Origin of the sequence: Neisseria sp. HMSC03D10 (assembly GCF_001807625.1) — a bacterium.
In the GTDB taxonomy this organism is placed as follows: Bacteria; Pseudomonadota; Gammaproteobacteria; order Burkholderiales; family Neisseriaceae; genus Neisseria; species Neisseria mucosa.
This window is the reverse complement of the sequence record NZ_KV789580.1, coordinates 1-25,272: the sequence shown is the minus strand read 5'-3', so window position 1 is coordinate 25,272 and position 25,272 is coordinate 1. Positions and strand designations below refer to the sequence as shown.

The window sequence follows — 25,272 nt, the reverse complement described above, 5'->3', positions numbered from 1 at the left end:
GGGCCAGTTCAGTTTTCAGACGACCTTTTTCTTACTCCTTATTGTAATTCGCGAACCTTATTCGCCGTAATAGGCTTTGGTCAGGATTTCTTCCATGTCGGCGACCAATGCCAGACGCGGGTTGGCGGGGGTGCATTGGTCTTCAAAGGACAGCAGTGCCAGTTCTTTGCGGCCGTCGATGAAGGTTTTTTCGTCGATGCCCTGCTCTTTGAACGACATTTTGATGCCGACGTTGACCGCCAGTTCATGACAGGCGCGGGCGAAGGATTCTACGCCTTCGGCAGGGGTGGCGCACGGCAGGCCTAAGGTACGGGCGATTTCCTGATATTTCAGGTCGGCTTTGTAGTAGTTGTACTTCGGCCAGGTGGCGGTTTTCTGCGGGCGCGTGCCGTTGTAGCGGATGACGTGCGGCAGCAGGATGGCGTTGGCGCGGCCGTGCGGAACGTGGTATTTGCCGCCGATTTTGTGCGCCATTGAGTGGTTGATGCCGAGGAATGCGTTGGAGAACGCCATGCCTGCGATGGTGGAGGCGTTGTGCATGTGTTCGCGCGCTTCGGGGTCGGACGCGCCGTGTTTGTAGGAGCGTTCGAGGTATTGGAACACGAGCTTGATGGCTTGCAGGGCGAGGCCGTCGGTAAAGTCGTTGGCGAGCACGGAAACGTACGCTTCTACGGCGTGGGTCAGTACGTCCAGACCGGTGTCGGCGGTTACGCCGGCGGGAACGGTCATGGTAAATGCGGGATCGACGATGGCGATGGTCGGGGTCAGCGAGTAGTCGGCGATGGGGTATTTTTTGTCGCCGTCGCTGATGACGGTAAACGGCGTGACTTCGGAGCCTGTGCCCGATGTGGTGGGGATGCCGATGAATTTGGCTTTGCGGCCCAATTCGGGGAAGCGGAAGGCGCGTTTGCGGATGTCCATGAATTTTTGGACGAGGTCTTCAAAGTCGACTTGGGGCTGTTCGTAGAAGAGCCACATGGCTTTTGCCGCGTCCATCGGCGAGCCGCCGCCCAGCGCGATGATGGTGTCGGGTTGGAAGCTGCGCATCAAATCGGTGCCTTTATAGACGGTTTGGACGCTCGGATCGGCTTCGACGTCGGTGAAAAGCTGGATGGTTACTTTGTTTTTGCGTTGGTGGAGCTGGTGGGTCACTTTATCGACGAAGCCCAAATCGACCATCGAACGGTCGGTCACAATCATGACTTTTTCACAGTCTTTCATGTCTTGCAGGTATTGGATGGAATCGCGCTCGAAATAGATTTTGGCGGGTACTTTGAACCATTGCATGTTGTTTCTCCGACGACCTACTTTTTTGATGTTTAACAGGTTGACTGCGCTGACGTTGCCACCGACGGAGTTTTTGCCGTAAGAGCCGCAGCCCAAGGTCAGGGACGGCAGGAAGGCGTTGTAAACATCGCCGATGCCGCCGAAGGTGGAGGGCGAGTTCCAAATCACGCGCAGGGCTTTGACGCGGGTGCCGAAGGTTTTTGCCAATTCTTGATCAGCGGTATGGATGGCGGCGGAGTGTCCCAAGCCGTCGAAGGCGACCATTTGTTCGGCAAACTGCAAGCCTTGTTCGGTGGAATCTGCTTTGAGCATCGCCAGTACGGGCGAGAGTTTCTCGCGGGTCAGTGGCTCGTTGGGGCCGACTTCGCGGCATTCGGCGATGATGATGTTGGTTTTTTCGGGAACTTTAAACCCGGCCTGTTCGGCAATCCACGCCGCCGGTTTGCCCACAACGGCGGAATTGAGCTTCGCGCCGCCGCAGTTGGCGCAGTTTGCCGTAACGCCGAAGATGAAGTCTTCGAGCATGGCTTTTTCTTTTTTGTTGGCGAAGTACACGCCGTAGGATTTGAACTCTTCGACCAACTCTTTATAAATCTCTTTATCGGCGATGACGGCTTGTTCGCTGGCGCAGATCATGCCGTTGTCGAACGCTTTGGACATCACGATGTCGTGTGCCGCCTGCTGGATGTTTGCCGTTTTTTCGACATAGGCAGGCACGTTGCCCGCCCCGACGCCGAGCGCGGGTTTGCCGCAGGAATAAGCGGCTTCCACCATCGCATTGCCGCCGGTCGCCAAAATCGTCGCTACGCCCGGATGCTTCATCAGCGCGGAAGTGCCTTCCATAGACGGTTTTTCAATCCACTGGATGCAGTTTTCCGGCGCGCCGGCGGCAATCGCGGCATCGCGCACGATTTGGGCGGCGTGGGCGGAACACTGCTGGGCGGAAGGGTGGAACGAGAAAATAATCGGATTGCGGGTTTTCAGCGCAATCAGAGATTTGAAAATGGTGGTGGAAGTCGGATTGGTGGTCGGCACGATACCGCAGACTACCCCGACCGGATCGGCGATTTCGGTAATGCCGGTTACATCGTCTTCGCTGATGACGCCCACGGTTTTCAAATCGCGCAGGCGGCGCACGACGTTTTCGCAGGCAAACAGGTTTTTGGTCGCCTTATCTTCAAATACACCTCGTCCCGTTTCTTCGACCGCGTGCATGGCGAGTACACCATGTTTGTCCAGCGCGGCAATGGAGGCTTTGGCAACGATATAATCAATCTGCTCCTGATTCAGCTTGCGAAACTCGTCCAACGAGCGCAAACCCTTTTCAACCAAACTGTTGACCTCGGCTACGGCGGGGCTGACGACATTGTTGGCTGATGCGTTCATGGTGTATCTCCTTGATATAAGGTGGCAATAAAGTCGATAAATTTTCACTACGATTACTATAAGTAATTTTGTTACATTTCTCTTTGACTTACATCACAAACCATGCATGCTGTTTTCAGACGACCTCTTTCAGGATTTTTCTGTTTTTAATACATTGAAATAAAATCATTTTAACGAGTTTGACAAAAGGGGCCGCCGAGTTTCCCCCTTTGCCATATCGCTATTGTTTTACCTGCTGCAATTCATATGGAAACGAAATTCGTCGGATTTTGTATCAAAATTACAAATGAATCAGACAAAGCTAAATAAAGAAAAAAGGAAAAAGGTCGTCTGAAACCTTGAAGTCAAAGTTTCAGACGACCTTTTGATGATTGGAAGAAAAATCCGTCTAGTCAATCGAATAGCCGCGAAGGTATTGCGTGCGTTCGCGCGTCATGCGGGTGTCGCATTGGAGCTTGAGGTATTCGGCATGAGCAGGGCTGTCAGCCTGGGCAGCAGCCTGTTGACAGTTTTGGATCTTGTTCTGAATCCAGGCACGCTGTTCGGTGAGCAGTTCCTTTTGAACAGTATGTTCCATTCCGTCCCATATTCTTTGAATTTCGGAATCTGCATTGCGGTTTTGGCTGCGTGCATTGTCCAGATCGCTTTGCGAGAACGACGGCTCTTCGCGTTTCGCTTCTGTATCAGGATGCAGGATTTCGGTTTCCAATCCTGCTGCCTGCGGCACGCCCGATGCTTGGCTGGCAGCATTGTTTTCCAGAATATCTTCCGGAGAAACGACAGGCGGCTCATCGTGTTTGCCTTTTAACAACTTCATAGCATCTTCTTTGCTGACTGCCTTGCCGTCAATCATCACAATACTTTTAACACCGTAGGGCAGCAGCAGCGAGGACAGCGTGCGTGCCGTCATGGAGACAGTGTTGTCTTCCAAAACGGCGTTGCCGTCTTTATCAGGCGTATAACGTACGGAAGTTGAAAGCGTATTGTCGGCAAATTTCAAATTGCTGCCTGTCAGCTTTTGTTCCAGTATTTCGGCTAAAGTCGTTTCGCTGTAAATCAAAGGGCTATTATCTTCCGCTGCATTAAGGACATCGGCAGGAACTCGGATGCTTAAATCCGCACCGCATATGGTTTTGTTGTCTTCATCAATTTGTTGGGCATTGTTTAAGCCGATTTCCAGTTCGGAACCGGCAGCAATGACTTTGTCCGCATCGACAAATTGGCGGCTGTCGTTGCGGGCAAATGCGCGCGCTTCCTGGCGGATAATGTTTTGGATTTGTGTTTTGATGCTTTGGATGGCGGCGGGATGATTGCATTCCAAAGCCTGCTTGGGCTCATCCTTGCCGCACGCGGCCAATATCAGGACGAGCGGCAAAGCCAGCAGTTTTTTGTTCATAAATATCTCCTTGATGCGGTTGCAGACCAGACCGGACTGCTTTTCAGACGACCATCATAACAAAAGCACTTGCAGCAAGTAAATGTTGCAAGTGCTTTTTCAACGAACCGTTATAAATGCTTACTTATTTGGTGATGACATTTACAAAACCGGAAAGGATTGCCGCGTTAATCAAGTCCACGAAGAATGCGCCGACCATAGGCACAATCAAGAAGGCTTTGTGCGAAGGACCGAAGGTCTGAGTGATGGACTGCATATTGGCAACGGCGGTCGGCGTTGCGCCCAAGCCGAAGCCGCAGTGTCCTGCCGCCAAAACCGCCGCATCGTAGTCGCGTCCCATAAAAACGTAGGTGGCGAATGTCGCGTACAGAATCATCACGACGGTTTGTACGGCGAGAATGATGGTTACAGGACCCGCCAGACCGGTCAGTTCCCACAATTTCAGGTTCAAAAGCGCCATTGCGAGGAAAAGCGACAGGGAGGCATTGCCGAATACGTCGATAGCGCGGTCGAACATATTGACTTTAAACGCGGAAGTCAGAATGTTGCGGATGACGACACCGGCAAACAGACACCATACGAATTTCGGCAAGTCATACAGATATTCTTTGTCGAAGCCGTCCACAATTTCGGCAAATGCCAAACACGCTGCAAACATAGCAAGCGTTTCGACGGCAGATTCGGCGGTAATCAGGCGGGTGCGCTTCGCTTGTTCGAACACGTCGTCGGCATGTTCGTCTGAATTTGCCTTTTGTCCACTTTGATCGATGGGTTTACGTCCCATTTTGTTGATCAGACGGCGCGCAACCGGGCCGCCGATCAGGCCGCCGAATACCAAACCGAACGTGGCGGAAGCCATACCCAATCCGGTAGCACCAACCAAGCCGAATTTGTTTTCAAAGTCCGGACCCCATGCGCCTGCGGTACCGTGTCCGCCGGTCAGGGTAATCGAGCCGGTAATCAGGCCGATAAGCGGATTCAAATCCAAAATCTTCGCCAAGCCGACGCCGACAAAGTTCTGCACGATGATAAACGCCCCTACGACGGCGGTGAAAATCACCAACGGCAGACCGCCTGCTTTCAAGCGGGAGAAATCCGCGCTCAAACCGATAGAAGTGAAGAAAATCAGCATGAATGCGTCTTGCAGCGGTTTTTCAAATTTGAAGCTCACGTCGTAAGCTTGATGCAGTGCAAACAGGATAATCGCAGCAATCAAGCCGCCTGCCACAGGCTCGGGAATGTTGAAATCGCGCAGGAATTTGACTTTGTTTACCAAAACCTTACCAATCAACAAAACCAATGTGGCGGCAATCAACGTGTAGTAACTGTTAAATTCCCATTCCATAATCGTTTTACCTCTCAAAATCTCAAAAATGTTTTTCTTAAATCCGCTTTGCGGAATCAAACTGTTGGATATTAGGGGATGGGTTAAAGATTGTCAAAGAATAGTTAGGATTTCAGGCATTTTTATACGGAATACTAAGCAAATAAATGAAATATTTTTTTAATCATGGCATTACTTTTGACTACTTATTGATTGTTTGTGAATGGTTTATAGGTGTCAATTAAACATTGTTGACAATATATAAATCGGTTTCTAGAAAAACGTCGTTATCAAAAACAGTACTTTCTTAGTGTTCAGACGACCTTTGGCACACGTCTGTCCATCATTGCCAGGATGATACAGAAAAGTTAATATCCGTTAAATTATGGCAATCGCTGTCATACATAACAACCTACAAAGGAGCAAACTATGAACTTTCTGACTGCCGTCAGCCGGCAAATGACCCGATTCACCGCACTGATTATCGTCCTTGCCTCTATCGTCGCCTTTATCGAACCCGCTACCTTTTCATGGGTGAAAGGCGACACGCAAGTCGTCGTACTCGGCATCATTATGCTCGGCATGGGCATGACTCTAGGCAAAGAAGACTATCAAATTTTGGCTAAACGCCCGCTCGATATTTTCATCGGCGCAGTTGCCCAATACACCATTATGCCGCTGCTCGCCATCGGTATCGCCAAAGCCTTCAACCTTTCGCCCGGATTGACGCTGGGTCTGGTTTTGGTCGGTACTTGCCCGGGCGGGGTTTCGTCCAACATCATGAGTTTCCTTGCCAAAGGCGATGTTGCCTTCTCAGTCGGCATGACCACCGTCTCTACCGTCCTCGCCCCCGTTATGACGCCGCTGTGGATGACTTACCTCGTGGGACAAACCGTCGAAATGGACGGCTGGGGCATGTTCAAGTTTATGTTGCTCGTTACCCTGTTGCCTGTCGTTATCGGTTCTGCCGCTAATATGTTGCTGCACAAAAAACACTGGTTTGAAGATGTTCGCGCCATCATGCCCGCCGTTGCCGTTGCCGCCTTTGCCTGCATTGTCGGCGGTGTTGCCGCCGTCCACGGCCACCGTTTTGCCGAATCTGCCTTAGTTATGGTGCTCGCCATTGCCGCACACAATATCGGCGGCTACATCCTCGGCTATTACAGCGGCGCGCTAACCGGTATGAACACCGCCAAAAAACGTACCATCGCTATCGAAGTCGGCGTACAAAACGCCGGTCTCGCCACGGGTCTGAGCGCCAAATTCTTCCCGGGTAACGCCGAATCCGCCGTCGCCACCGCCGTCGCCTGCGTCTGGCACTCCGTATCGGGAACCGTCTTGGGCAACTTATTCGCTTGGTGGGATAGGCGTAAGCAATAAGCTGCGGTGGTAATTGAGACAATAAGAAGGTCGTCTGAAAAACAGGGTAGGGTTTCCCAACCTTGCTTTTCAGACGACCTTTAGATTTTCATATTGCCGTGGATTCGGTTCTTTCAATCTCTATTGGTACGGCCCGATGGTTTGGACACCAGGTTCAAAATTTTCAGCTTAATTAGGGTATTTCCACTGAACCGGCAATTTTGCTTTTCAGACGACCTTTTTTACTCTTCTCTTTTTAAAAGTGCGAAGCCTTCCACTTTGTTTCTCGGGCGCGCGCCCTGCCAGATTTTCGTCCAGCCCGGCGGCGCGTCGGTATTTTTAGGCTGCTGCACCAGAAGGTAGCGGCAGGCAGCGTCGTCGATATGGAGTGTCAAGTCGCTGTATTGCGCCCAAGCGATACGGGCGCGGTGGTCTTCGTTGGCGATGCTGATACATTCGAGGTCGTCTGAAAGCCGTTGTTTCAGTTCGGGGGAGAGGGCGGCTTCCATTTGGAGGACGACGGGCGCGTGGCTTTTGGCGGCGTCGAGCCACGGCAGGAACAGGGTCATCAGCAATGCCCACGCCAGCGTAACGCCTGCCGCCCAGTTGGTCACTGCCTGTCTGCCGCGGATGTTTTTGCGGGTAATCGCCCACAGCCACAGCGGGGTAAACAGCAGGGCGACCGCCATCGGTATCGGGTCGATGTCGGGCGTGTAATACGGGCTGAAATAGGCGGCGCGTTCGGCGAGTTTGGCAGGCCAGCCGTAGTTCATGGCGAAGAAGCCCGTCCACAAGAAGATGGCAAAAAGTCCGAACGCCATAACGCCGAACCAGTTGATAAACGCCGCCGCGCCGCGCCGCAGCCCGTCCAGTTGCGCCGCGCCAAGCAGGGCGAGCGGGGGCAGCAGCCAGACGAGGTTGTCTTGGAGGCGTTGCGGGCTGACGGCAAGAATGCTGAGGACGATGAGGAACCACGAAATGCACAATACGCTCCAGTTTTTTTCGCGGATGCGGGGGCGGCTTAACGTCCATGCGGCGAGCGGCCACGCGGGCAGGGTAAACCAGAGCAGGTTTTTCAGGTAATAGAACAGGCTGAAGGTCGTCTGAAAACCACCCAAGCCGCCGAATGCGCCGAGCGAGTGGTGGTTCAACCAGATGGAAAACAGTTCGGGCTGAGTTCTGGAGAAGATGAGCGGATAAACCGTCAAGAGCGGCAGTCCGATGGCGAACGCGCCGACCAGCGTCAGGTAATAGCGTTTGACGCGCCATTTCTCATCGAGCAACAGGGCAGGTGCTAAAAACATCAGCGCGGCGGTCATCAGATAGCCCGATGAGAGTGACAGCAACGCCCAGCCGAAGCCCAGCAGCAGGGAAGAGGTAATGACGCGGCGTTGCGCCAACGAAAAGCCGCACAATATCATGCCCGACGCGGCAAAGGCGACGGAAGCGGGGTTGAGGAAGTGCGCGACCGAGAGCAGCCCGATGCTGCCGATCAGAATAAGGACGACGCTGCGCCCGTGGTGCCTGCCCAAAAAGTTGAATCCGGCAAAACCGCAGGCGGTCAGCCCGATAATCGTAAAGAAGACGCCCGCAAAACGCGCGGCATCATAAGCGTCCGCCGCCCAAGGTGACAACAGGTGTTTGAACGCCGCCGCCACCCACAAATAGACGGGCGGAATTTGAAAATCCGGCTGCCCCAACACATGGGCAACCAACGGCGTCGCGCCTGCGTCTAAGGCTTCGACGGCGGTAAAGACGGTGGGTTCGGCGGGATTCCACAAGTCGTGCGAAAACACGCCCGGCCACAGCCAGGCAAATGCCATCAGCAGCAAGAGCCAGGGTTTTTCATGGGTTTTGGCAGGTTGTCGCGAATCGGGCGAGGTGTAAGTGAGCATAGCTTTGAGGGGGTTGAACGTATTTTCGTGTAGTTTAGCAAAGATTCGGCGGTAGGTCGTCTGAAAGGAGGGGTTTGGTTTTTAATCTGGCGAAAATGCATTTTCAGACGACGTATAAAGCAAAAAAGACTGCATAAAATGCAGTCTTTTTATTTCAGTAGAGCGGCGATTAGCGTTTGAACAGGTTGCCGAATTTGTTGTTAAATTTGTCCACGCGACCGGTGGTGTCGACGATTTTTTGAGTGCCGGTGTAGAACGGGTGGCACAAAGAGCAAACCTCGATGTTGAAGTTGTCTTTTTCCAGCGCGGATTTGGTGACGAATTTGTTACCGCAAGAGCAGGTAACGTTGATTTCGTGGTAATTAGGGTGGATACCTTGTTTCATTTTGTTTCCTTTCGGTTAAGCGGGCATAGGGGATGTACCTATGCTTCAGACAAGAGTCGGATTCTCGCTGTTTTTTTCTGTTCCGTCAAGAGGATATTGCCCGAGAGAGGTTGGTCGGCGTTGCTTTTGTGTTCTTGAAATGATGATTGGGATAATAAGATACTGAATTATTTATCATATTGTTTATTTTGGTAATTTTTTGAGAATTTTTGCTTTATTCTTGAACTTTGTGCAAAATAGGGGTCTGATGACAATATATTTGAAATGAGGAACCGTATAGGGATGAAGGCAAGAGTAAATGGTTTGATTCTGCGAGTAATCGGCGGTTTACTGCCGCCGTCTTATTGCAGCGTTTTGGGTTCGCCTGCTAAAAAAGTCCGTGGTTTTTTGGCAAAGAGAGTGTCGCCTCATATCGGTACAAACGTTAATATTGAAAAGGGTGCATATGTTATGCCAGATACCGTAATCGGCGACAACTCGGGGGTCGGCGTTAATTGCGAAATATGCTACGGCTTGACGATAGGCAATAATGTCATGATGGGGCCGGAATGTTTGTTTTATTCCAATAATCACAAGTTTAATCGTGAAACTTTGAAATATGAGGGCTATACGGAAATCAATCCGATTGTGATTGAGGATGATGTTTGGATTGGACGGCGCGCGATTATTATGGGCGGAGTCCGAGTAGGAAAAGGAGCAGTCATCGGCGCAGGGGCTGTGGTAACCAAAGATGTGCCGCCATATTGCGTCGCCGCTGGGAATCCTGCGGTCATCAAGAAGAACCTGTTAGAAGATTAAGTACACACATCACGGTTTCCAATCAAATATATAAAGGTCGTCTGAAAATGTTTTCAGACGACCTTTTTTCGTATCAAAGCAAATTAGCCGCGCCGCCAAGTCGTACCGCCGGCGTTGTCTTCCAGAATGATTTTGTGTTCGTTCAGAAGGTCGCGGATGCGGTCGGACTCTGCCCAGTTTTTATCGGCGCGCGCTTGTTTGCGCTGGGCGATTAAGTCTTTGATTTCTTCGTTGGAGAGGCCGTCTGAAACCGCGCCGCCTTGCAGGAACTCGGTCGGATCGCGTTGCAGCAGACCGATGATGCCACCCAAGGCTTTCAGGCAGCCGGCGAGGTGTGCGTCGTTGGTTTTATTCACTTCACCTGCCAGTTCGAACAGTACGGCAACGGCTTCGACCGTACCGAAATCGTCGTTCATGGCGGCGTAGAAGCGGCGGGTGTAGTCATTGGCGTTTTCGGACAATTCAAACTCAGCGGCAGGGGTGTTTTTCAACGTAGTGTACAGACGGGTCAGCGCACCTTTTGCGTCGTCCAAATGCGCGTCGGAGTAATTCAGCGGGCTGCGGTAGTGGGCGCGCAGGATGAAGAAGCGCACGACTTCGGGGTCGTATTGTTTCAACACTTCGCGGATGGTGAAGAAGTTGCCCAGCGATTTGGACATTTTTTCGCCGTCCACACGGATAAAGCCGTTGTGCAGCCAGTATTTGACGTGGCTGGCAATACTTTGCCCGTGGTGGGTTTGCGCGTGGTCGTGGCCGCAGGTATGCCCTGTCGCACCGACGCTTTGGGCGATTTCGTTTTCGTGGTGCGGGAATTGCAAATCCGCGCCGCCTCCGTGGATGTCGAAAGTGTCGCCGAACAGGTTTTCACTCATGGCGGAGCATTCGATATGCCAGCCCGGACGTCCGTTGCCCCACGGGCTTTCCCATGCCGGTTCGCCTGCTTTGGCGGCTTTCCACAACACAAAATCAAGCGGATCACGTTTGAAACCGTCCACTTCCACGCGCTCGCCGGCGCGCAGATCGTCCAACGATTTGCCCGATAATTGCCCGTAAGAGGAAAACTCGCGCACGGCGTAGTAAACGTCGCCGTTTGCGGCAGGGTATGCCTTGCCGTTTTGAATCAGGGTTTCAATCATGGCAATCATTTGCGGAATGTTTTCCGTCGCCTTCGGCTCAATATCCGGACGCAACACGCCCAAAGCATCGGCATCTTCGTGCATAGCCTGAATGAAACGCGCGGTCAGTTCGCCGATGGTTTCGCCGTTTTCAGCCGCCCGGGCGATGATTTTGTCGTCGATGTCGGTGATGTTGCGCACATAAGTGAGCGGATAACCGCACTCGCGCAGCCAACGGGCAATCATGTCGAATACAACCATCACACGGGCATGACCCAAATGGCAATAGTCGTAAACGGTCATGCCGCAAACGTACATGCGCACGTTTTTAGGGTCGATGGGGATGAAAGGTTCTTTTTGACGGGTCAGGGTGTTGTAGATGGTGGTCATGGGGTATTTGAACTTTCTGTAATCGTCCAAGGAACATACTTTTGGTTTAAGCAGGTTGAGATAACAACATGAGGATCAATAGCTTTCAATAACCTTTTTAATTTATCCTTTAAGTCCGACAAATTATAGATTTGACGTATTCCGTCTGGCTGCTCTATGTGTAAAACGATACGGATGTTTTTACATTTTAGGGATTCTTCAGCAAAGTTTTTTTCAATAGGATTATTTGCTTTAAATTTTGCTGAAACAATGCCCGCAAGCGTATCTTTTACTTTTAAAGCAATTTCCTGTTCTAAAGGCAGCTTTTCCGGATTACGCTGCCCAATTCTAAAATCTTTAATTTCACAAAGCCATAGTGTTTGATTTGCTTCGATTGCGATAAAGTCTATGGCTTTATTGCCTGTTGAACATTTATTTTCAAACTGTTTACGGTAGTGTGACCATTCATCGTATTTTGAGGTGATGCAATGTTCAGGAAATTCAAATTTCAATGAACCTTCGGTAATTGTCATTTGTTTTCCCTTAAATATCTAGATATCTTTCTGATTGTGCAAGATTTTCATTAAGAGCGACAATGGTTGATAAATCAGTTGTATCGTCGGCTTGTTCCAGTTTTACATCACCTTCACTTGCAATCAATGAAAAATAACGGCTTGATATGTTTTTCTCCTTTACTTTGAGGATCTCAAGCTCTCTCAATAAAAATAAAGAGTGTGTCGCAATGAAGACTTGAATGCCTTGTTGAGATAAAGACCAAATAATACGGGCAGCCACTTTGATCAATTTAGGATTCAGATTAGCTTCCGGTTCATCCCAAAATAGATAGCCTTTATCTAGCAATGCCCCTGTTGCGATTAACCGGGCAATCATGACAAATTTCCGCAAACCCTCTGCTACCAAAGGTGCTTCAATCTTACCGCCCGTATTTGTCAGCGATAGATAAAACCTTCCTTGTTCTTCAGATACTTTTCCTCCCATTGCGTTCTCAAGAGGTTCAAGTAATTCTCGAATTTTGGTTTCTCTGGGACCTTTGGCAAGCGGGTGATTTAATTGCATACAGGTATCAAACCAAGTTTCTTCGAAAGGGATGCTTTGGTTTTGATACAAAGAAGTGAACCAAGGGCAAAGTGTAATTAATTCACGGCTGGGTAAAAAGATAGGCGTCGGAGTATGTTCACTTTCTTTCAGCCCGATACTTTCGATATTGACTTGCGATGATGAATTGCTGGAAAAATTCAGACTACTATGCGTAGTGCCGTTTTGCAATTTTAAAACGATTTCCGTACGCCCGCGCCCCTGCAAACGTTTGCTCAACCTGCCCAAGGAATCGGGACGGAAAACATTCAGTAATTTATCGGCAAAACTTTTTTGCAATTCTGTTTTCAGTAATCTGTTTTTGGTGTTAGATGTTACTTCTAGCAGGCTGTATAAAATTTTTAACAAATGTGTTTTGCCACAACCGTTTTCGGCAACAATAATATTGAGATTTTCAGAAAATTCAAAAGTATCGTTTGGAAGAACGGTAAAGTTTGTCAACTCAAGCGACTGGATATATTGGTTAGATGACATTTTTAATCCATTTCAATCTTGCTTTAAAATTGTTTCAGACAACCTTTTGTAGAACAAATATCGTCTGAAACCCTTTCTTTTTTCACTCCGGTTTAAACACGCCAGTATCTGTTTTAGGCTGCTGCTCGGCAATCTCAACATTTGCCACTGCCTGCTCCGCTTCAGCTTTTTCAGCTTCGATGCGTTTTTTCTCAGTCAGGTATTGGTTGATTTGGTGTACCAATTCCTGCGTACCTTGGTGGGTCAGCGCACTGATTTGGAAGAGGCGCGGGGTTTCCATGTCGAATTGGAAGCGGTCGTCAGGTTTGGGGTAATCCCAGCCGATGGCTTCGAGGAAGGCCGCGGTGCGTGCTTGGGCTTCTTCTTCGTCAAGCATATCAAGTTTGTTCAGCACGAGCCAGCGCGGTTTGCCGTAGAGTTCTTCGTCGTATTTGCGCAATTCGTTGATGATGGCAAGGGCTTCTTCGGCGGGGTTGACGGTTTCGTCGAAGGGCGCTAAATCGACGACGTGCAGCAACAGGCCGGTGCGCGATAAGTGTTTGAGGAAGCGGTGTCCCAAGCCTGCGCCTTCTGCCGCGCCTTCAATCAGACCGGGGATGTCGGCCATGACGAAGCTGTGGTTTTCGTCGATGCGCACGACGCCTAAATTCGGGTGTAGTGTGGTGAAGGGGTAGTTGGCGATTTTGGGGCGCGCGGCGGATACGGCGGTAATCAGGGTGGATTTACCGGCGTTGGGCATGCCTAATAAGCCGACATCGGCGAGGACTTTGAGCTCGAGTTGCAGGGAACGGGTTTCGCCTTCTTCGCCGGGCGTGGATTGTTTGGGCGCGCGGTTGACGGAAGATTTGAAGTGGATGTTGCCCAAACCTCCTTTGCCGCCTTTGGCAAGGCAGACGCGCTGGCCGTGGTGGGTGAGGTCGGCGACGATTTCGTCGGTGTCAAGGTCGCGGATGAGGGTGCCGACGGGCATTTTGAGGACGATGTCGTCCGCACCTGCGCCGTAGCGGTCGGAGCCGTGACCTTTTTCGCCGTTTTTGGCTTGGTAGCGTTTGACGAAGCGGTATTCGACGAGGGTGTTGGTGTTTTCGTCGGCTTCTGCCCACACGCTGCCGCCTTTGCCGCCGTCGCCGCCGTCGGGACCGCCGCGCGGTACGAATTTTTCGCGGCGGAAACTGGTTGCGCCATTACCGCCTTTGCCTGCGGCGACTTCGATTTTTGCTTCGTCGATGAATTTCATGGTGTTCTCTTGTATTTTGGGTTTCAGACGACCTTTTGTGTCGTAGGTCGTCTGAAAAAATGGGAATGGGGGATATTATAAGGGATATGGGGGATGTGCGCCCGTTTCTCTGTCCCGCTTGGTTTTTTGCCGGATGTTTTGTGAAAACAGCCGTCCTGAAATCGCGGTTTCGGACGGCTGTTTGCTTTTTGGGGATTATTTGGCAGTTTTTTGTTCTTCGCGTACTCTGTCTGCAAGCAGGTCTATGGTTTTCATACCTGATTCCCAGTCGGCGAATTCGACTTTGTATTTGCCGCCGACAATGACGGTGGGCGTGCCGTCGATTTTGTAGGTGTTGGTCAGCTCTGCCATTTTGTCTGCGCGGGTTTGGCTTTCGGGGGATTCGTAGGCGGCGAGGACTTTTTTGCCGTCAAAAGCGGTTTGCTCGGCCAACCATTTTTTGAGGGTTTCAGGGTCTTGCAGTTTGACTTTCTGATTAACCATAGCATCAAAGATATGGCTGTTTGCAATGTCTTTGGTGTCTGCGGCCGCCATATCGACGGCGGCAGCAAGGCGCGCCAACGGTTTCATCTCATCGCCCCAAACAACGTGTTCAGTACGAAGGTAGGTGTCGTCTTTGAAGGTTTTGACGTGTTTGCTCAAAACGGGTTCGAGGTGGGCGCAGTGCGGACAGAAGTAGCCGAAAAATTCGAGGACTTCGACTTTGCCTGCCTGCTGTTGGGGAATAGGCGTGCTGAGTGTGGTGTAGTTAAGCCCCTCAACTAAAGCGACAGGCGCAGCGGAGGCTGCTGAAGCCGCAGGCGCACTGTCGGCAGGGACGCTGGTTTGGACTTTGCTGTCGCAGGCGGTCAGGGCAAGCAGGGCGGCGGTAAGAGCCAAGGCTTTCAGTTTCATGTTTACTCCGTGATAGTTTGGTTAAATGGGAGATTTTATTGCATTTTGGCGGTTTGATATATGGTTTGATGTGAAAAAGACAGTTTCATGTAGGGAAATGATGGTGTTGAAAGAGGTCGTCTGAAAAAGTGTTCTGTTCGATTCTGTCGTACAATACGCGCTTTCAGACGACGTCTGGACTTTTGAAGGAATAAAACGGATGAATTTGTTAGGGGCTTTGGCCAAGGTAGGCAGCTTAACGATGGTGTCGCGCATACTTGGATTTGTGCGCGATACGGTAATTGCCCGAGCGTTTGGTGCAGGTATGGCGACCGACGCCTTTTTTGTGGCTTTTAAACTGCCGAACCTGCTGCGCCGCGTATTTGCGGAAGGGGCGTTTGCCCAGGCTTTTGTGCCGATTTTGGCGGAATATAAGGAAACGCGTTCAAAAGAAGCGACGGAGGCGTTTATCCGCCATGTGGCGGGGATGCTGTCGTTTGTCCTGGTTATCGTTACCACGCTGGGTATTCTTGCCGCGCCTTGGGTGATTTGGGCTTCCGCGCCCGGCTTTGCCAAGGATGCGGACAAATTCCAGCTTTCTATCGATTTGCTACGGATTACGTTTCCTTATATCTTATTGATTTCGTTGTCTTCTTTTGTTGGTTCGATACTGAATTCTTATCATAAGTTCAGCATTCCCGCGTTTACGCCGACGTTTTTGAATATTTCTTTTATCGTCTTTTCGCTGTATTTCATACCGTATTTTGATCCGCCCGTTACCGCGCTGGCTTGGGCAGTTTTTGTCGGCGGGATTTTGCAGCTCGGTTTCCAACTGCCTTGGCTGGCGAAACTGGGTTTTTTGAAACTGCCTAAGCTGAATTTTCAAGATAGGGCGGTCAACCGAGTGATGAAACAGATGGCGCCTGCGATTTTGGGCGTGAGCGTGGCGCAGATTTCTTTGGTGATCAACACGATTTTCGCTTCTTATCTGCAATCGGGCAGCGTTTCGTGGATGTATTATGCCGACCGCCTGATGGAGCTGCCCAGCGGCGTTTTGGGTGCGGCGCTCGGTACGATTTTGCTGCCGACTTTGTCCAAGCATGCAGCCAATCAGAATACAGAGCAGTTTTCCGGACTGCTCGACTGGGGTTTGCGCCTGTGTATGCTGCTGACCCTGCCGGCAGCGGTCGGGTTGGCGGTATTGTCGTTCCCGCTGGTGGCGACGCTGTTTATGTACCGCGAATTTACGCTGTTTGACGCGCAGATGACGCAACATGCGCTGATTGCCTATTCTTTCGGTTTAATCGGCTTAATCATGATTAAAGTGTTGGCACCCGGTTTCTATGCACGGCAAAACATTAAAACGCCCGTCAAAATCGCCATCTTTACGCTCGTCTGCACACAGTTGATGAACCTCGCCTTTATCAGTTCTCTGAAACACGTCGGGCTTTCGCTTGCCATCGGCCTAGGCGCGTGTATCAATGCGGGATTGCTGTTTTATCTGTTACGCAAACACGGTATTTACCGACCGGGTAAAGGGTGGGGGAGTTTCCTGGGTAAAATGCTGCTGTCGCTTGTCGTGATGGGCAGCGGGCTGTGGGCTGCGCAGGCTTACCTGCCGTTTGAGTGGGTGCATGTCGGCGGTTTGCGCAAAGCAGGGCAGTTGTGCATCCTGATTGCGATAGGCGGCGGTTTATATTTTGTTTCGCTGGCCGCGTTGGGTTTCAGACCGAGAGATTTCAAACGGGTGGAAACGCATTAAATCGGAAGTATGGGGAAGGTCGTCTGAAAACTTTAAATATGGGTTTTCAGACGACCTTTTGTGTTGGAAATCGCGCTTATTTCAACGCTGCCAGACAATCCTTCACTAATGCCGGACCTTTATAAATCATGCCGCTGTACACTTGGACGGCGGTTGCGCCGAGGCGGATTTTTTCGGCGGCATCCTTGCCGTTCATGATGCCGCCTACGCCGATAATCGGCAGCTTACCGTCGATGTGTTCCGCCAACATTTTTAGCACTTGGTTGCTTTTTTCGCGCACGGGCAGGCCGCTTAGGCCGCCCTGCTCGCCTGCGAGCGGATGGCTGCCGAGGCTTGATTTGTCGATGGTGGTATTAGTGGCGATGATGCCGTCCATTTCGACGGATTTGACAACGTGGGCGATGTCTTCGATTTGTGCTTCATCCAAATCGGGGGCGATTTTGACGGCGAGCGGGACGTATTTTCCGTGCGCGGCGGCAAGCTGCGCCTGTTTGTTTTTCAGGGCTTCGAGTAGCGCGCTCAGTTCGTCGCCGCCTTGCAGTGCGCGGAGGTTTTTGGTGTTGGGTGAGGAAATATTGACGGTAATGTAACTTGCGTGTGCGTAGGCTTTTTCGAGGCAGATTAAATAGTCGTCGGCGGCGTTTTCGATGGGGGTTACGGCGTTTTTGCCGATGTTGATGCCCAACACGCCTTGATAACGGCTTTTTTCGATGTTTTGAATCATGGCGTCAATACCGTGGTTGTTGAAGCCCATGCGGTTGATGATGCCTTGGTGTTCGGGAACGCGGAAGAGGCGCGGCTGCGGGTTGCCGGGCTGCGGTTTGGGCGTTACCGTGCCGATTTCGAGGAAGCCGAAGCCGAGTGCGCCCAATGCGTCTATGTATTCGCCGTTTTTATCGAGTCCGGCAGCCAGTCCGACCGGATTCGGCAGGGTAATGTCCATGAGTTTGACGGGCTTGGTACGGTTGTCGGAAATCGGAAGCAAACCGAGTTTGTATACTTTGTTGAGCGCGTCGAGGGTGAAATGGTGGGCTTTTTCGGCATCGATTTTGAACAGCAGGCTGCGGGCTAGGGAATACATGGGTTTCTTTCGGATGATTGGCAAACCGCCGTATTTTACCCGAAACTGTCGTATTTTCCTGCCGGCCAAACAAATCTTCAAAGGAAATGCCGTTTTGAACCGTCTTAAAATCCGCTATACAATCATATTGATAACGTCGTCTGAAAGGATTTCTGATGAAGCCTGAACTGATTATTTTCGACTGGGACGGAACGCTTGCCGATACGACTCGCCCGATTATCCGTACGTTCCAACAAAGTTTTGCCGACTGCGGTTTAAAAGCCCCCGATGCGGATGCCATCCGCGCCTTAATCGGTTACAGCCTGCCCGAAATCATCTTCCGCCTTGCGCCTAATGCGGGCGAACACCTGCGCGAAGAATTGGCAGAAACCTATGCCGCGCATTATCTGAATCCGAACAATCACAATATGACCTTGTTCCCCGAAGCCATCCCTTGTTTGAACACTTTAAAACAACAAGGCTTTTGGCTTGCCGTAGCGACAGGCAAAGGGCGTACGGGTTTGGACCGTTCTATTGTGCAGACGGGGACGGCAGATTTTTGGATGGCAACCGCCTGCGCAAGCGAATATGCGTCCAAACCCGCGCCCGATATGGTTTTTGCCTTATGTTCCGAATTGGGGCTGGAGCCTTCGCAAACTTTGATTGTCGGCGATACGACCCACGATTTGGATATGGCGGCAAATGCGAAAGCCCCTGCCGTTGCCGTACCGACCGGCGCGCATACCGCCGCGCAACTGGCAACGCGACCGCATTTAGCAATCTTGAACGATTTGTCCGAGCTGCCCGGCTTTATCGCGCGTTTATAATGCGTGGTCTTCATTTCGTTTTCTGATTTTAAAAAAAGGTCGTCTGAAAACTCGCTACCTTTGTTTTCAGACGACCTTTTTTACATTGGTTCTTTATTATCAACCCGCAATAACGCGCTTCACCGCCTGCACCATATCGGCAACCGCGTTTTCAGCGGTATGCAGGTAAAGGGCGGGTTCGACGAGTTCCAATTCATTGAGCAGCAACCTGTCGCCGATCAGCGTCCCGTCTATGCGGGCGTATGCCGGTATTTCAGGCAGCATGTCCAATATCTGCCGTGCGGTTTCGACTGCTTTTTCCGGCGGCGCGGCGAGGCTGACGGCGACGCCGTAGGCGGAATTGGCGCGCCATTCGCCTTGGGGCGGCATACGCAGTACGGCATGGCTGAATTGCCCGTCAAAAAACACCAGCGAGGTTTCGCCCGCCGTTTCGATTTCGCGGATATAAGGCTGGACGATGACGCCTTGCGGATAATCCTCCGCCTTCAACGACACTTCTCCCGCCCTGATTTTCGCCACGCCGCGTCCGCTCTGCCCGATAACGGGTTTGACGACCGCTTCCCGCCAGCCCCGATTTTTTAAAATGTCTTCCAATTTTTCTTTTTCAGACGACGTCTGCACGCTCGGAATCACGTCCGCCCCCCATTCTGCCAAATCGCACAAATAACGTTTGTCCATGTTCCAACGCATCAGCCCGACGGGGTTGATAAACCTTTGCCCGCACGCTTCCGCTTCGGTCAGCCACTGCCCAAATGCTTCAGGCTCCGCCGCATAATCCCATGCGCACAAAGGCAGGATAAAGGCGGATTTCGGGCGGTTTTGCCAAGGCGCGAAGGCGGTGGGTATGCCGTTCCGTGTCAGCGCATCCGCCAACGGCAGCAGGTTGGACGGCGGCTCGGGGTAGGTGAGGTAGGTGGTAATCGTCAGCATGGCGGACTTTCGAAAAATGAAATGACATAATATTGACAAGGGGTTATGTCTTTGCTTGATATTTCAGACGACCTTTTATCGGGCAAACGGCAGGCGTCTTCTGAACAATAAACACCATCACGTTTGTAATAAAAACTTCCCTGAATAACGGAACTTTTCCGTTTATTTTAAATCTATTAGTCTCGCATATAAATAATAAAGATTCTTATTTATATATAAATTATATATAACATTATTTATTAAAAGGATTTTACTCTAATGAAACTTTCGCGCTTCTCCTCCCTTGCCCTTGCCGCCGCATTGGCATTCGGCACTGCCGCCGCCCATGCCAAACCGGTTCAAATTACCGATGTCAACGGCCGCAAAGTAACCGTCGACCTGCCCGCCAAACGCGTGGTTTTGGGCTTTTATTATCAAGACTACATGGCCATCGGCGGCAAGGACGCGCTGAATAATGTGGTCGGCTTCTCCAAAGCGGTTTGGGCCGACTGGGCGCCGCCGAGCTGGGCGGCGTTCAGCAAAGCCGTGCCTAAGCTGAACCAGCTTGCCGACGTGGGCGAGGTGGAAGTCGGCACGTTCTCCGTTGAAAAAGTATTGGCGTTGAAACCCGATTTGCTGATTCTGGCGGATTGGCAGTATAAGGCTCTGGGTTCAGACCTTGCCCGCATCAACAAAGCGGGCATTCCGATTGTGGTGTTGGACTACAACGCGCAAACGGTCGCCAAACACATCCAATCGACCAAACTTATCGGCACGCTGACCGGCCAGCAACAAAAGGCGGACAAATTGGCGGCGGACTACAAACGCATCGCCGATACCATCCAAGCGCGCGTGAAAAAAGCCAATCTGCCCAAGCCTAAAGTGTATGTCGAGTTCGGCAACAAAGGCCCTGCGGAACACAGCGTAACCTTCGGCAAGAGTATGTGGGGTTCGATGGCGACGCTGGTCGGCGGCAACAATATCGCCGCTTCTTCGGTCGAGTTCTACGGCCCGATCAATCCTGAAAAAGTCCTCGCCGCCAAACCCGACGTCATCGTGATTACCGGTCGCGAAACCGAATTGAAGAAAAGCCCGACCGCCATGGTGATGGGCTGGGGCATTCCGAAAGCCGAAGCGGAAAAACGCTTGGCCGGTTTTGCCAAACGCGCCGGCTGGGCGAACCTGCCTGCGATTAAAAACAACCGCCTCTACGCCGCCTACCACGCCAATTCGCGCACACTCTCCGACGGCGCATCGATTCAATTTATGGCCAAAGCGATTTATCCGCAGTTGTTCAAAGACTTCAATCCTGAGAAAACTTATACCGACTTCTACCGCCAAAACCTGCCGGTCGTGCCGAACGGTACGTTCTACCTGTATCCGAAAGGGCAGTAAGGCGGGCTTCTGGGTTTCAGACGACCTTTTTATGCGGAAGGTCGTCTGAAAGCAGCATGGGTTTTGTACAGAAGCGGTAGCGTGGGCTTTGCCGATGGATAACGTTTGCGGAAATGATGGCGAACGGTATGAGGTTTCCTGTTTTCGTGGGCAAAGCCCACGCTACGAATTTCCTTCGTATCGAACGGGGAGTGCCAGGTGTGGTTGACTGTTTTGGCCCTCTCCCTAGCCCTCTCCCACGGGGAGAGGGAACAAATGGCAGAAAATCACAACAATGGTCGGATTTCAGTCATCCGACTCCCTCTCTCCGTGGGAAAGAGAACAAATTGCAGGGAATCACAACAATAGTTGAATTTCAGTTATCTGATCCCCTCTCCCCGTGGGAGAGGGCTAGGGAGAGGGCAAAGCCGTTTGGACTTCCGTTATCCCGATTTTCAAAAAACCACCCTTTCAAAACGGATACAGACAAAAGAGATGGTCAGGCATAGATGTCCGACCTTGTTCCTTAATTTCAAAGGCTTAAAAAATGAATGATTCGGTTGTCGCCGAGATTGTGAAAAACCAGCGCAAGTTGGAAGGCAAGCGTTGGTTGATTGTTTTGATGTTTTTAATCATCGCATCGGTCAGCTTCTTATTCGACATCGCCACCGGTCCGGCGATGACGGACACGCTGCCTGTCGGCGAAGTGGTCAATGTTTTGCTGGGCAAACCCGAAGTCGATGAAATGAACCGCCTGATTGTGATGGATCTGCGCCTGCCGATTGCGGTGATGGCGCTGGTGGTCGGTGCGGCTTTGGGTGTCGGCGGAGCGGAGATTCAGACGTTGTTGAATAATCCGATGGCCAGCCCTTATACGCTGGGTTTGGCGGCGGCGGCGGGTTTGGGCGCGTCGGTGGTGATTGCGTTCGGCGGTTTCGGGCTGCCTGAAACGGTCGCCGTTCCCATCGGCGCGTTTGTGATGACCATGCTGGCTTCGGGCATCTTGTTTCTGTTTGCCTCGGCACGCCGCTTCAATTCGGCGATGCTGGTGTTGGTCGGGATTGCGCTGTTGTTTCTGTTTCAGTCGATTTTGTCGCTGATTCAATTTATCGCCGCGCCTGAGATTTCACAGCAGATTTTGTTTTGGCTGTTTGGCAGTTTGAACAAAGCAACTTGGGAAACGGTCATCGTTACGGCGGCGGTTACGGCGGTATGCGTGCTGCTGCTTTCACGCGATGTGTGGAAGTTGACTGCGCTGCGCTTGGGCGAAGAACGCGCCGTCGGGCTGGGCATCAATCTGCAACTTTTGCGCCTGAAAACGCTGGTGCTGGTGGCGGTGATGACGGCGACGGCAATCAGTTTCGTCGGCGTAATCGGCTTTATCGGACTGGTCGCGCCGCATGTGGCGCGGATTCTGCTCGGTGAGGACCAACGCTTTTTCCTGCCCGGCGCGATGCTGACAGGGGCGGCGTTTTTATCGGTCGCCAGCGTGTTGTCCAAGGTGATTATCCCGGGTGCGCTGTTTCCGGTGGGGATTGTTACCGCGTTTGTCGGCGTACCGTTTTTCTTTTGGATTGTATTGTCCAAGCGGTAAGTTTTTTCGGACGGTCTTTTGTTGCGACGGGGTCGTCTGAAACTGTTTTTTTATTTTACAGAGAGAACCAATGAAACCTATTTGCCGTATTTTAACCGCTGCCTTGTTCAGTCTTGCCGTGCAGGGTGTTTGTGCCGAAGTGAAAACGCTTACCGACGTACGCGGGCGCGAAGTGCGGGTCGATGTGCCTGCCAAACGTGTGGTGCTGGGCTTTTATTATCCTGATTATATTGCCGTATCCGGTGTCGATAAATTTGACAATGTGGTCGGTATTTCGCGCGAATTTTGGGAGAAATTCAACTCCGGCAGTTGGTCGCTCTACCGCGCCAAAATCCCTTCGCTGCAAAACATCGGCGACATCGGCAATGTGAACGCCGGTACATTTTCGTTTGAGAAAACCTTGGCAATGAAACCCGATGTGGTGGTGTTGGCGGATTGGCAGTATGACGTGTTGAAAGAAGAAATGCCGCGTTTCGAAAAAGCCGGCATTCCGGTGGTTGTGGTCGATTTCAATGCGCAAACGGTCGAACGCCATACCGCCAGTGCCAAACTTTTCGGCGAAATCGCCGGTACGCCGGAGCGTGCAGGGCAGATTGCCGGCGAATACGCCCAAGGCATAGCCGACATTCAAAAACGCGTGGCCGAAGCGGGCAAGCCCAAGCCGAAAATCTATATCGAGTTCGGAGACAAGGGTCCTGCCGAACATAGCTTTACTTTCGGCAAAAATATGTGGGGTGCGATTGCCGATACAGTGGGCGGCGACAATATTGCCGCAGCCTTCATCAAAGACTGGGGGGCGATTAATCCCGAGCAGTTTCTTGCCGCCAAGCCCGACGTTGTGATTATTTCCGGCACCGAAGCCGGACTGAAGCAGCCGGCGGCAATGGCGATGGGCATCGGCATCGAAGCCGCCGAAGCGCAAAAACGCTTACAGGGTTTCATCCGGCGTGCCGGTTGGGCGGAAATTCCCGCTGTCCGAAACGGCCGTGTGTTCGGCATTTACCATACTGCTTCGCGTTCGCTTTCCGATTTGGCATCCGCCCAATTTATCGCCAAAGCGTTGTATCCCGAAGCCTTTGCCGATGTGAATCCGGAAGAGACCTACCGTGAATTCCACCGTAAATACCTGCCGGTCGAGCCGAAGGGTACTTTCTTTATCCGTTTGGGTTGCGACGGTTTGGAAGACTGCAACAAACAAGCGGCTGCCGACACTGTTGCGGCATCAGCCGAAACCGTCGCCGAACCGTCACTATGGCAACGTATTAAAAACTGGTTTGCCGCCCTCTTTGCTTAAAGGTCGTCCAAAATGCTCCGACTGGAAAACGTACATATCCGACGCGGCGATTATGTGGTCGCCGACAGTATCGATTTGACGCTGGAACAAGGCAAAGTCTATTCCGTGCTCGGCCCGAACGGCACGGGCAAATCCTCGCTGATGAAAACGATTTTCGGCGAAGTGGCGCACAAAGGCACCATCCGCTACGGCGACGAAGCGTTGAGCAAAATCCACCTGCAAAGCTGGCGCAAACGCATAGGCTATATGCCGCAGGACACCGCCGCCGAAGCCTCGCTGACCGCACTGGAAGTCGTGTTGCTCGGCCGCATGGACGCGCTGCACATGCACGTCGGCGACGAACTGCTGCACGAAGCCGCAAGTATCATGGCGGAGCTAGGCATCGGCCATCTGGCGCACCGCGACGTCATGCGGCTTTCCGGCGGACAGCGGCAGCTCGTGATGTTTGCCCAAGTCATGCTGCGCCGTCCCGAAATCCTGATGCTGGACGAACCGGTCAGCGCGCTGGATATGCACCATCAGTTGAACCTCTTGGAGCGCGTGGTGCAATACACGCACGAACACAATCTGGTTACGCTGATGGTCTTGCACGATTTGAGCCTCGCCGCGCAATTTTCAGACGGCGTGATTCTGCTCGGCGAAGGCAAAGTACAGGCGCAGGGCGCGCCGCAGGATGTGTTGCAGGCGGACATGATAGGCAGGCTGTACAAAGTGGACATCGAACTTTTATACGACAGCAAAGGCCTGCCCGTTATCCGCCCGATGCAGCAGAGTGCGTAACTTAACCGCTCCTGAAATGTCGGATTTGAGCATCCGGCCTGCGGACTCCCTGCAACTTATCCCCTCGCCCGCGGGAGAGGGTTAGGGAGAGGGCGGTAAGCCCAAGGCTTGCCTCTCCGACTCATCAGCCCGACCCATATTTTTTATCCTTAGAAAGGACTCCCTCCATGAAAAAATCCCTCTTCCTCCTCATGCTGACCGCTTCCCTCGGCGCATACGCCGCCAACCACGAAGTCAAAATGCTCGACAACGGCAAAGACGGTAGTATGGTGTTCGAACCCGGCTACGTCAACGCCAAAGTCGGCGACACCGTAACCTTCAAAGCCGCCAACAAAGGCCACTGGGTGCAAAGCAAAGCCCTGCCCGACGGCGTTGCCGACTTCCTGTCCGAAGACGGCAAAGACTTCACCCTCAAGCTCGACAAAGAAGGCGTATACGTCTATACCTGCCCACCGCACCGCATGATGAACATGAGCGGCGTGATTCAGGTCGGCAAACCGGTGAACAAAGCCAAAGCGCAAGCCGTCGTGGACGAACTGGAAAACCGCGCCATGCAGAGCAAGGGTCGTCTGAAAAAATACATGCAGCAGGTCAAATAAACCGCCGCACAAACAAAAGGTCGTCTGAAACTGAACTGCACCCCAAAAGTTGGACATCC

The 25,272-nt window shown here is 51.9% G+C and carries 21 protein-coding genes; 9 read left to right on the top strand and 12 right to left on the bottom strand.

Features of this window, described 5'->3' with window-relative positions:
• Nucleotides 1-57: 57 nt before the first annotated feature.
• From adhE to gltS, 3 genes are all read right to left on the bottom strand, one after another.
• Nucleotides 58-2,673: a bifunctional acetaldehyde-CoA/alcohol dehydrogenase gene (adhE, locus tag HMPREF3066_RS08815; protein WP_070442248.1), complete on the bottom strand. Its 2,616-nt coding sequence runs from the start codon at nucleotides 2,671-2,673 to the stop codon at nucleotides 58-60.
• Between the two features lie 388 nt (nucleotides 2,674-3,061).
• Complete coding sequence (locus HMPREF3066_RS08810; protein WP_070442243.1) at nucleotides 3,062-4,069, bottom strand: lysozyme inhibitor LprI family protein; 1,008 nt, start codon at nucleotides 4,067-4,069, stop codon at nucleotides 3,062-3,064.
• 124 nt (nucleotides 4,070-4,193) lie between these two features.
• Complete coding sequence (gene gltS / locus HMPREF3066_RS08805) at nucleotides 4,194-5,414, bottom strand: sodium/glutamate symporter (protein WP_070442241.1); 1,221 nt, start codon at nucleotides 5,412-5,414, stop codon at nucleotides 4,194-4,196.
• A 408-nt stretch (nucleotides 5,415-5,822) separates the two neighbouring features.
• Here gltS and HMPREF3066_RS08800 point away from each other — a divergent pair, with 408 nt between their 5' ends.
• Nucleotides 5,823-6,773: a bile acid:sodium symporter family protein gene (locus HMPREF3066_RS08800; RefSeq protein WP_009312770.1), complete on the top strand. Its 951-nt coding sequence runs from the start codon at nucleotides 5,823-5,825 to the stop codon at nucleotides 6,771-6,773.
• Nucleotides 6,774-6,994: 221 nt separating this feature from the next.
• Here HMPREF3066_RS08800 and HMPREF3066_RS08795 read toward each other — a convergent pair whose 3' ends face one another.
• Both HMPREF3066_RS08795 and rpmE read right to left on the bottom strand, forming a co-directional pair.
• On the bottom strand, nucleotides 6,995-8,647 hold the full coding sequence (locus tag HMPREF3066_RS08795; RefSeq protein WP_070442238.1) for an ArnT family glycosyltransferase: 1,653 nt from the start codon (nucleotides 8,645-8,647) through the stop codon (nucleotides 6,995-6,997).
• Nucleotides 8,648-8,816: 169 nt separating this feature from the next.
• A complete protein-coding gene (rpmE, locus tag HMPREF3066_RS08790; protein WP_003741450.1) occupies nucleotides 8,817-9,032 on the bottom strand; it encodes a 50S ribosomal protein L31 in 216 nt (71 codons plus the stop codon).
• 282 nt (nucleotides 9,033-9,314) lie between these two features.
• On the opposite strand from rpmE, the gene HMPREF3066_RS08785 reads away from it, so the two are divergent.
• Nucleotides 9,315-9,830 (top strand): acyltransferase, encoded by a 516-nt coding sequence (locus tag HMPREF3066_RS08785; protein WP_070442234.1) that lies wholly within the window; start codon nucleotides 9,315-9,317, stop codon nucleotides 9,828-9,830.
• 83 nt (nucleotides 9,831-9,913) lie between these two features.
• On the opposite strand, the gene cysS is transcribed toward HMPREF3066_RS08785, so the two are convergent.
• The 5 genes from cysS to HMPREF3066_RS08760 form a co-directional block, all read right to left on the bottom strand.
• Nucleotides 9,914-11,335: a cysteine--tRNA ligase gene (cysS, locus tag HMPREF3066_RS08780; protein ID WP_070442231.1), complete on the bottom strand. Its 1,422-nt coding sequence runs from the start codon at nucleotides 11,333-11,335 to the stop codon at nucleotides 9,914-9,916.
• A complete protein-coding gene (locus tag HMPREF3066_RS08775; protein WP_019269889.1) occupies nucleotides 11,332-11,847 on the bottom strand; it encodes a hypothetical protein in 516 nt (171 codons plus the stop codon). The genes cysS and HMPREF3066_RS08775 overlap by 4 nt, the downstream gene beginning before the upstream one ends.
• 10 nt (nucleotides 11,848-11,857) lie before the next feature.
• Nucleotides 11,858-12,904 (bottom strand): AAA family ATPase, encoded by a 1,047-nt coding sequence (locus HMPREF3066_RS08770; RefSeq protein WP_070442229.1) that lies wholly within the window; start codon nucleotides 12,902-12,904, stop codon nucleotides 11,858-11,860.
• Between the two features lie 82 nt (nucleotides 12,905-12,986).
• Entirely contained in the window at nucleotides 12,987-14,141 is a 1,155-nt protein-coding gene (gene obgE / locus HMPREF3066_RS08765) for a GTPase ObgE (protein ID WP_049224055.1), read from the bottom strand.
• 195 nt (nucleotides 14,142-14,336) lie between these two features.
• Nucleotides 14,337-15,035 (bottom strand): thiol:disulfide interchange protein DsbA/DsbL, encoded by a 699-nt coding sequence (locus tag HMPREF3066_RS08760; protein WP_060975252.1) that lies wholly within the window; start codon nucleotides 15,033-15,035, stop codon nucleotides 14,337-14,339.
• 199 nt (nucleotides 15,036-15,234) lie between these two features.
• On the opposite strand from HMPREF3066_RS08760, the gene murJ reads away from it, so the two are divergent.
• A complete protein-coding gene (gene murJ / locus HMPREF3066_RS08755) occupies nucleotides 15,235-16,776 on the top strand; it encodes a murein biosynthesis integral membrane protein MurJ (RefSeq protein WP_070442225.1) in 1,542 nt (513 codons plus the stop codon).
• Nucleotides 16,777-16,852: 76 nt separating this feature from the next.
• Here murJ and HMPREF3066_RS08750 read toward each other — a convergent pair whose 3' ends face one another.
• Nucleotides 16,853-17,857: a quinone-dependent dihydroorotate dehydrogenase gene (locus HMPREF3066_RS08750; protein ID WP_070442222.1), complete on the bottom strand. Its 1,005-nt coding sequence runs from the start codon at nucleotides 17,855-17,857 to the stop codon at nucleotides 16,853-16,855.
• Nucleotides 17,858-18,009: 152 nt separating this feature from the next.
• Here HMPREF3066_RS08750 and HMPREF3066_RS08745 point away from each other — a divergent pair, with 152 nt between their 5' ends.
• Nucleotides 18,010-18,663: an HAD-IA family hydrolase gene (locus tag HMPREF3066_RS08745; protein WP_210385711.1), complete on the top strand. Its 654-nt coding sequence runs from the start codon at nucleotides 18,010-18,012 to the stop codon at nucleotides 18,661-18,663.
• A 99-nt stretch (nucleotides 18,664-18,762) separates the two neighbouring features.
• On the opposite strand, the gene HMPREF3066_RS08740 is transcribed toward HMPREF3066_RS08745, so the two are convergent.
• Complete coding sequence (locus tag HMPREF3066_RS08740; protein WP_070442216.1) at nucleotides 18,763-19,593, bottom strand: ATP-grasp domain-containing protein; 831 nt, start codon at nucleotides 19,591-19,593, stop codon at nucleotides 18,763-18,765.
• Between the two features lie 258 nt (nucleotides 19,594-19,851).
• Between HMPREF3066_RS08740 and HMPREF3066_RS08735 the strand changes: the two genes are divergently transcribed.
• The 5 genes from HMPREF3066_RS08735 to HMPREF3066_RS08710 all read left to right on the top strand — a co-directional run bounded on the left by HMPREF3066_RS08735 (nucleotide 19,852) and on the right by HMPREF3066_RS08710 (nucleotide 25,213).
• On the top strand, nucleotides 19,852-20,967 hold the full coding sequence (locus HMPREF3066_RS08735; protein WP_045072166.1) for an ABC transporter substrate-binding protein: 1,116 nt from the start codon (nucleotides 19,852-19,854) through the stop codon (nucleotides 20,965-20,967).
• Between the two features lie 526 nt (nucleotides 20,968-21,493).
• Nucleotides 21,494-22,540, top strand: a complete 1,047-nt coding sequence (locus HMPREF3066_RS08725; RefSeq protein WP_003755728.1) for a FecCD family ABC transporter permease — start codon at nucleotides 21,494-21,496, stop codon at nucleotides 22,538-22,540.
• A gap of 70 nt (nucleotides 22,541-22,610) precedes the next feature.
• On the top strand, nucleotides 22,611-23,834 hold the full coding sequence (locus HMPREF3066_RS08720) for an ABC transporter substrate-binding protein (protein WP_003755726.1): 1,224 nt from the start codon (nucleotides 22,611-22,613) through the stop codon (nucleotides 23,832-23,834).
• A 12-nt stretch (nucleotides 23,835-23,846) separates the two neighbouring features.
• On the top strand, nucleotides 23,847-24,614 hold the full coding sequence (locus HMPREF3066_RS08715; RefSeq protein ID WP_070442210.1) for an ABC transporter ATP-binding protein: 768 nt from the start codon (nucleotides 23,847-23,849) through the stop codon (nucleotides 24,612-24,614).
• A gap of 167 nt (nucleotides 24,615-24,781) precedes the next feature.
• Nucleotides 24,782-25,213 carry a plastocyanin/azurin family copper-binding protein gene (locus HMPREF3066_RS08710; RefSeq protein ID WP_003743313.1) on the top strand — a complete coding sequence of 144 codons (432 nt, stop codon included), beginning with the start codon at nucleotides 24,782-24,784 and terminating at the stop codon, nucleotides 25,211-25,213.
• The last annotated feature ends 59 nt before the right edge of the window (nucleotides 25,214-25,272 follow it).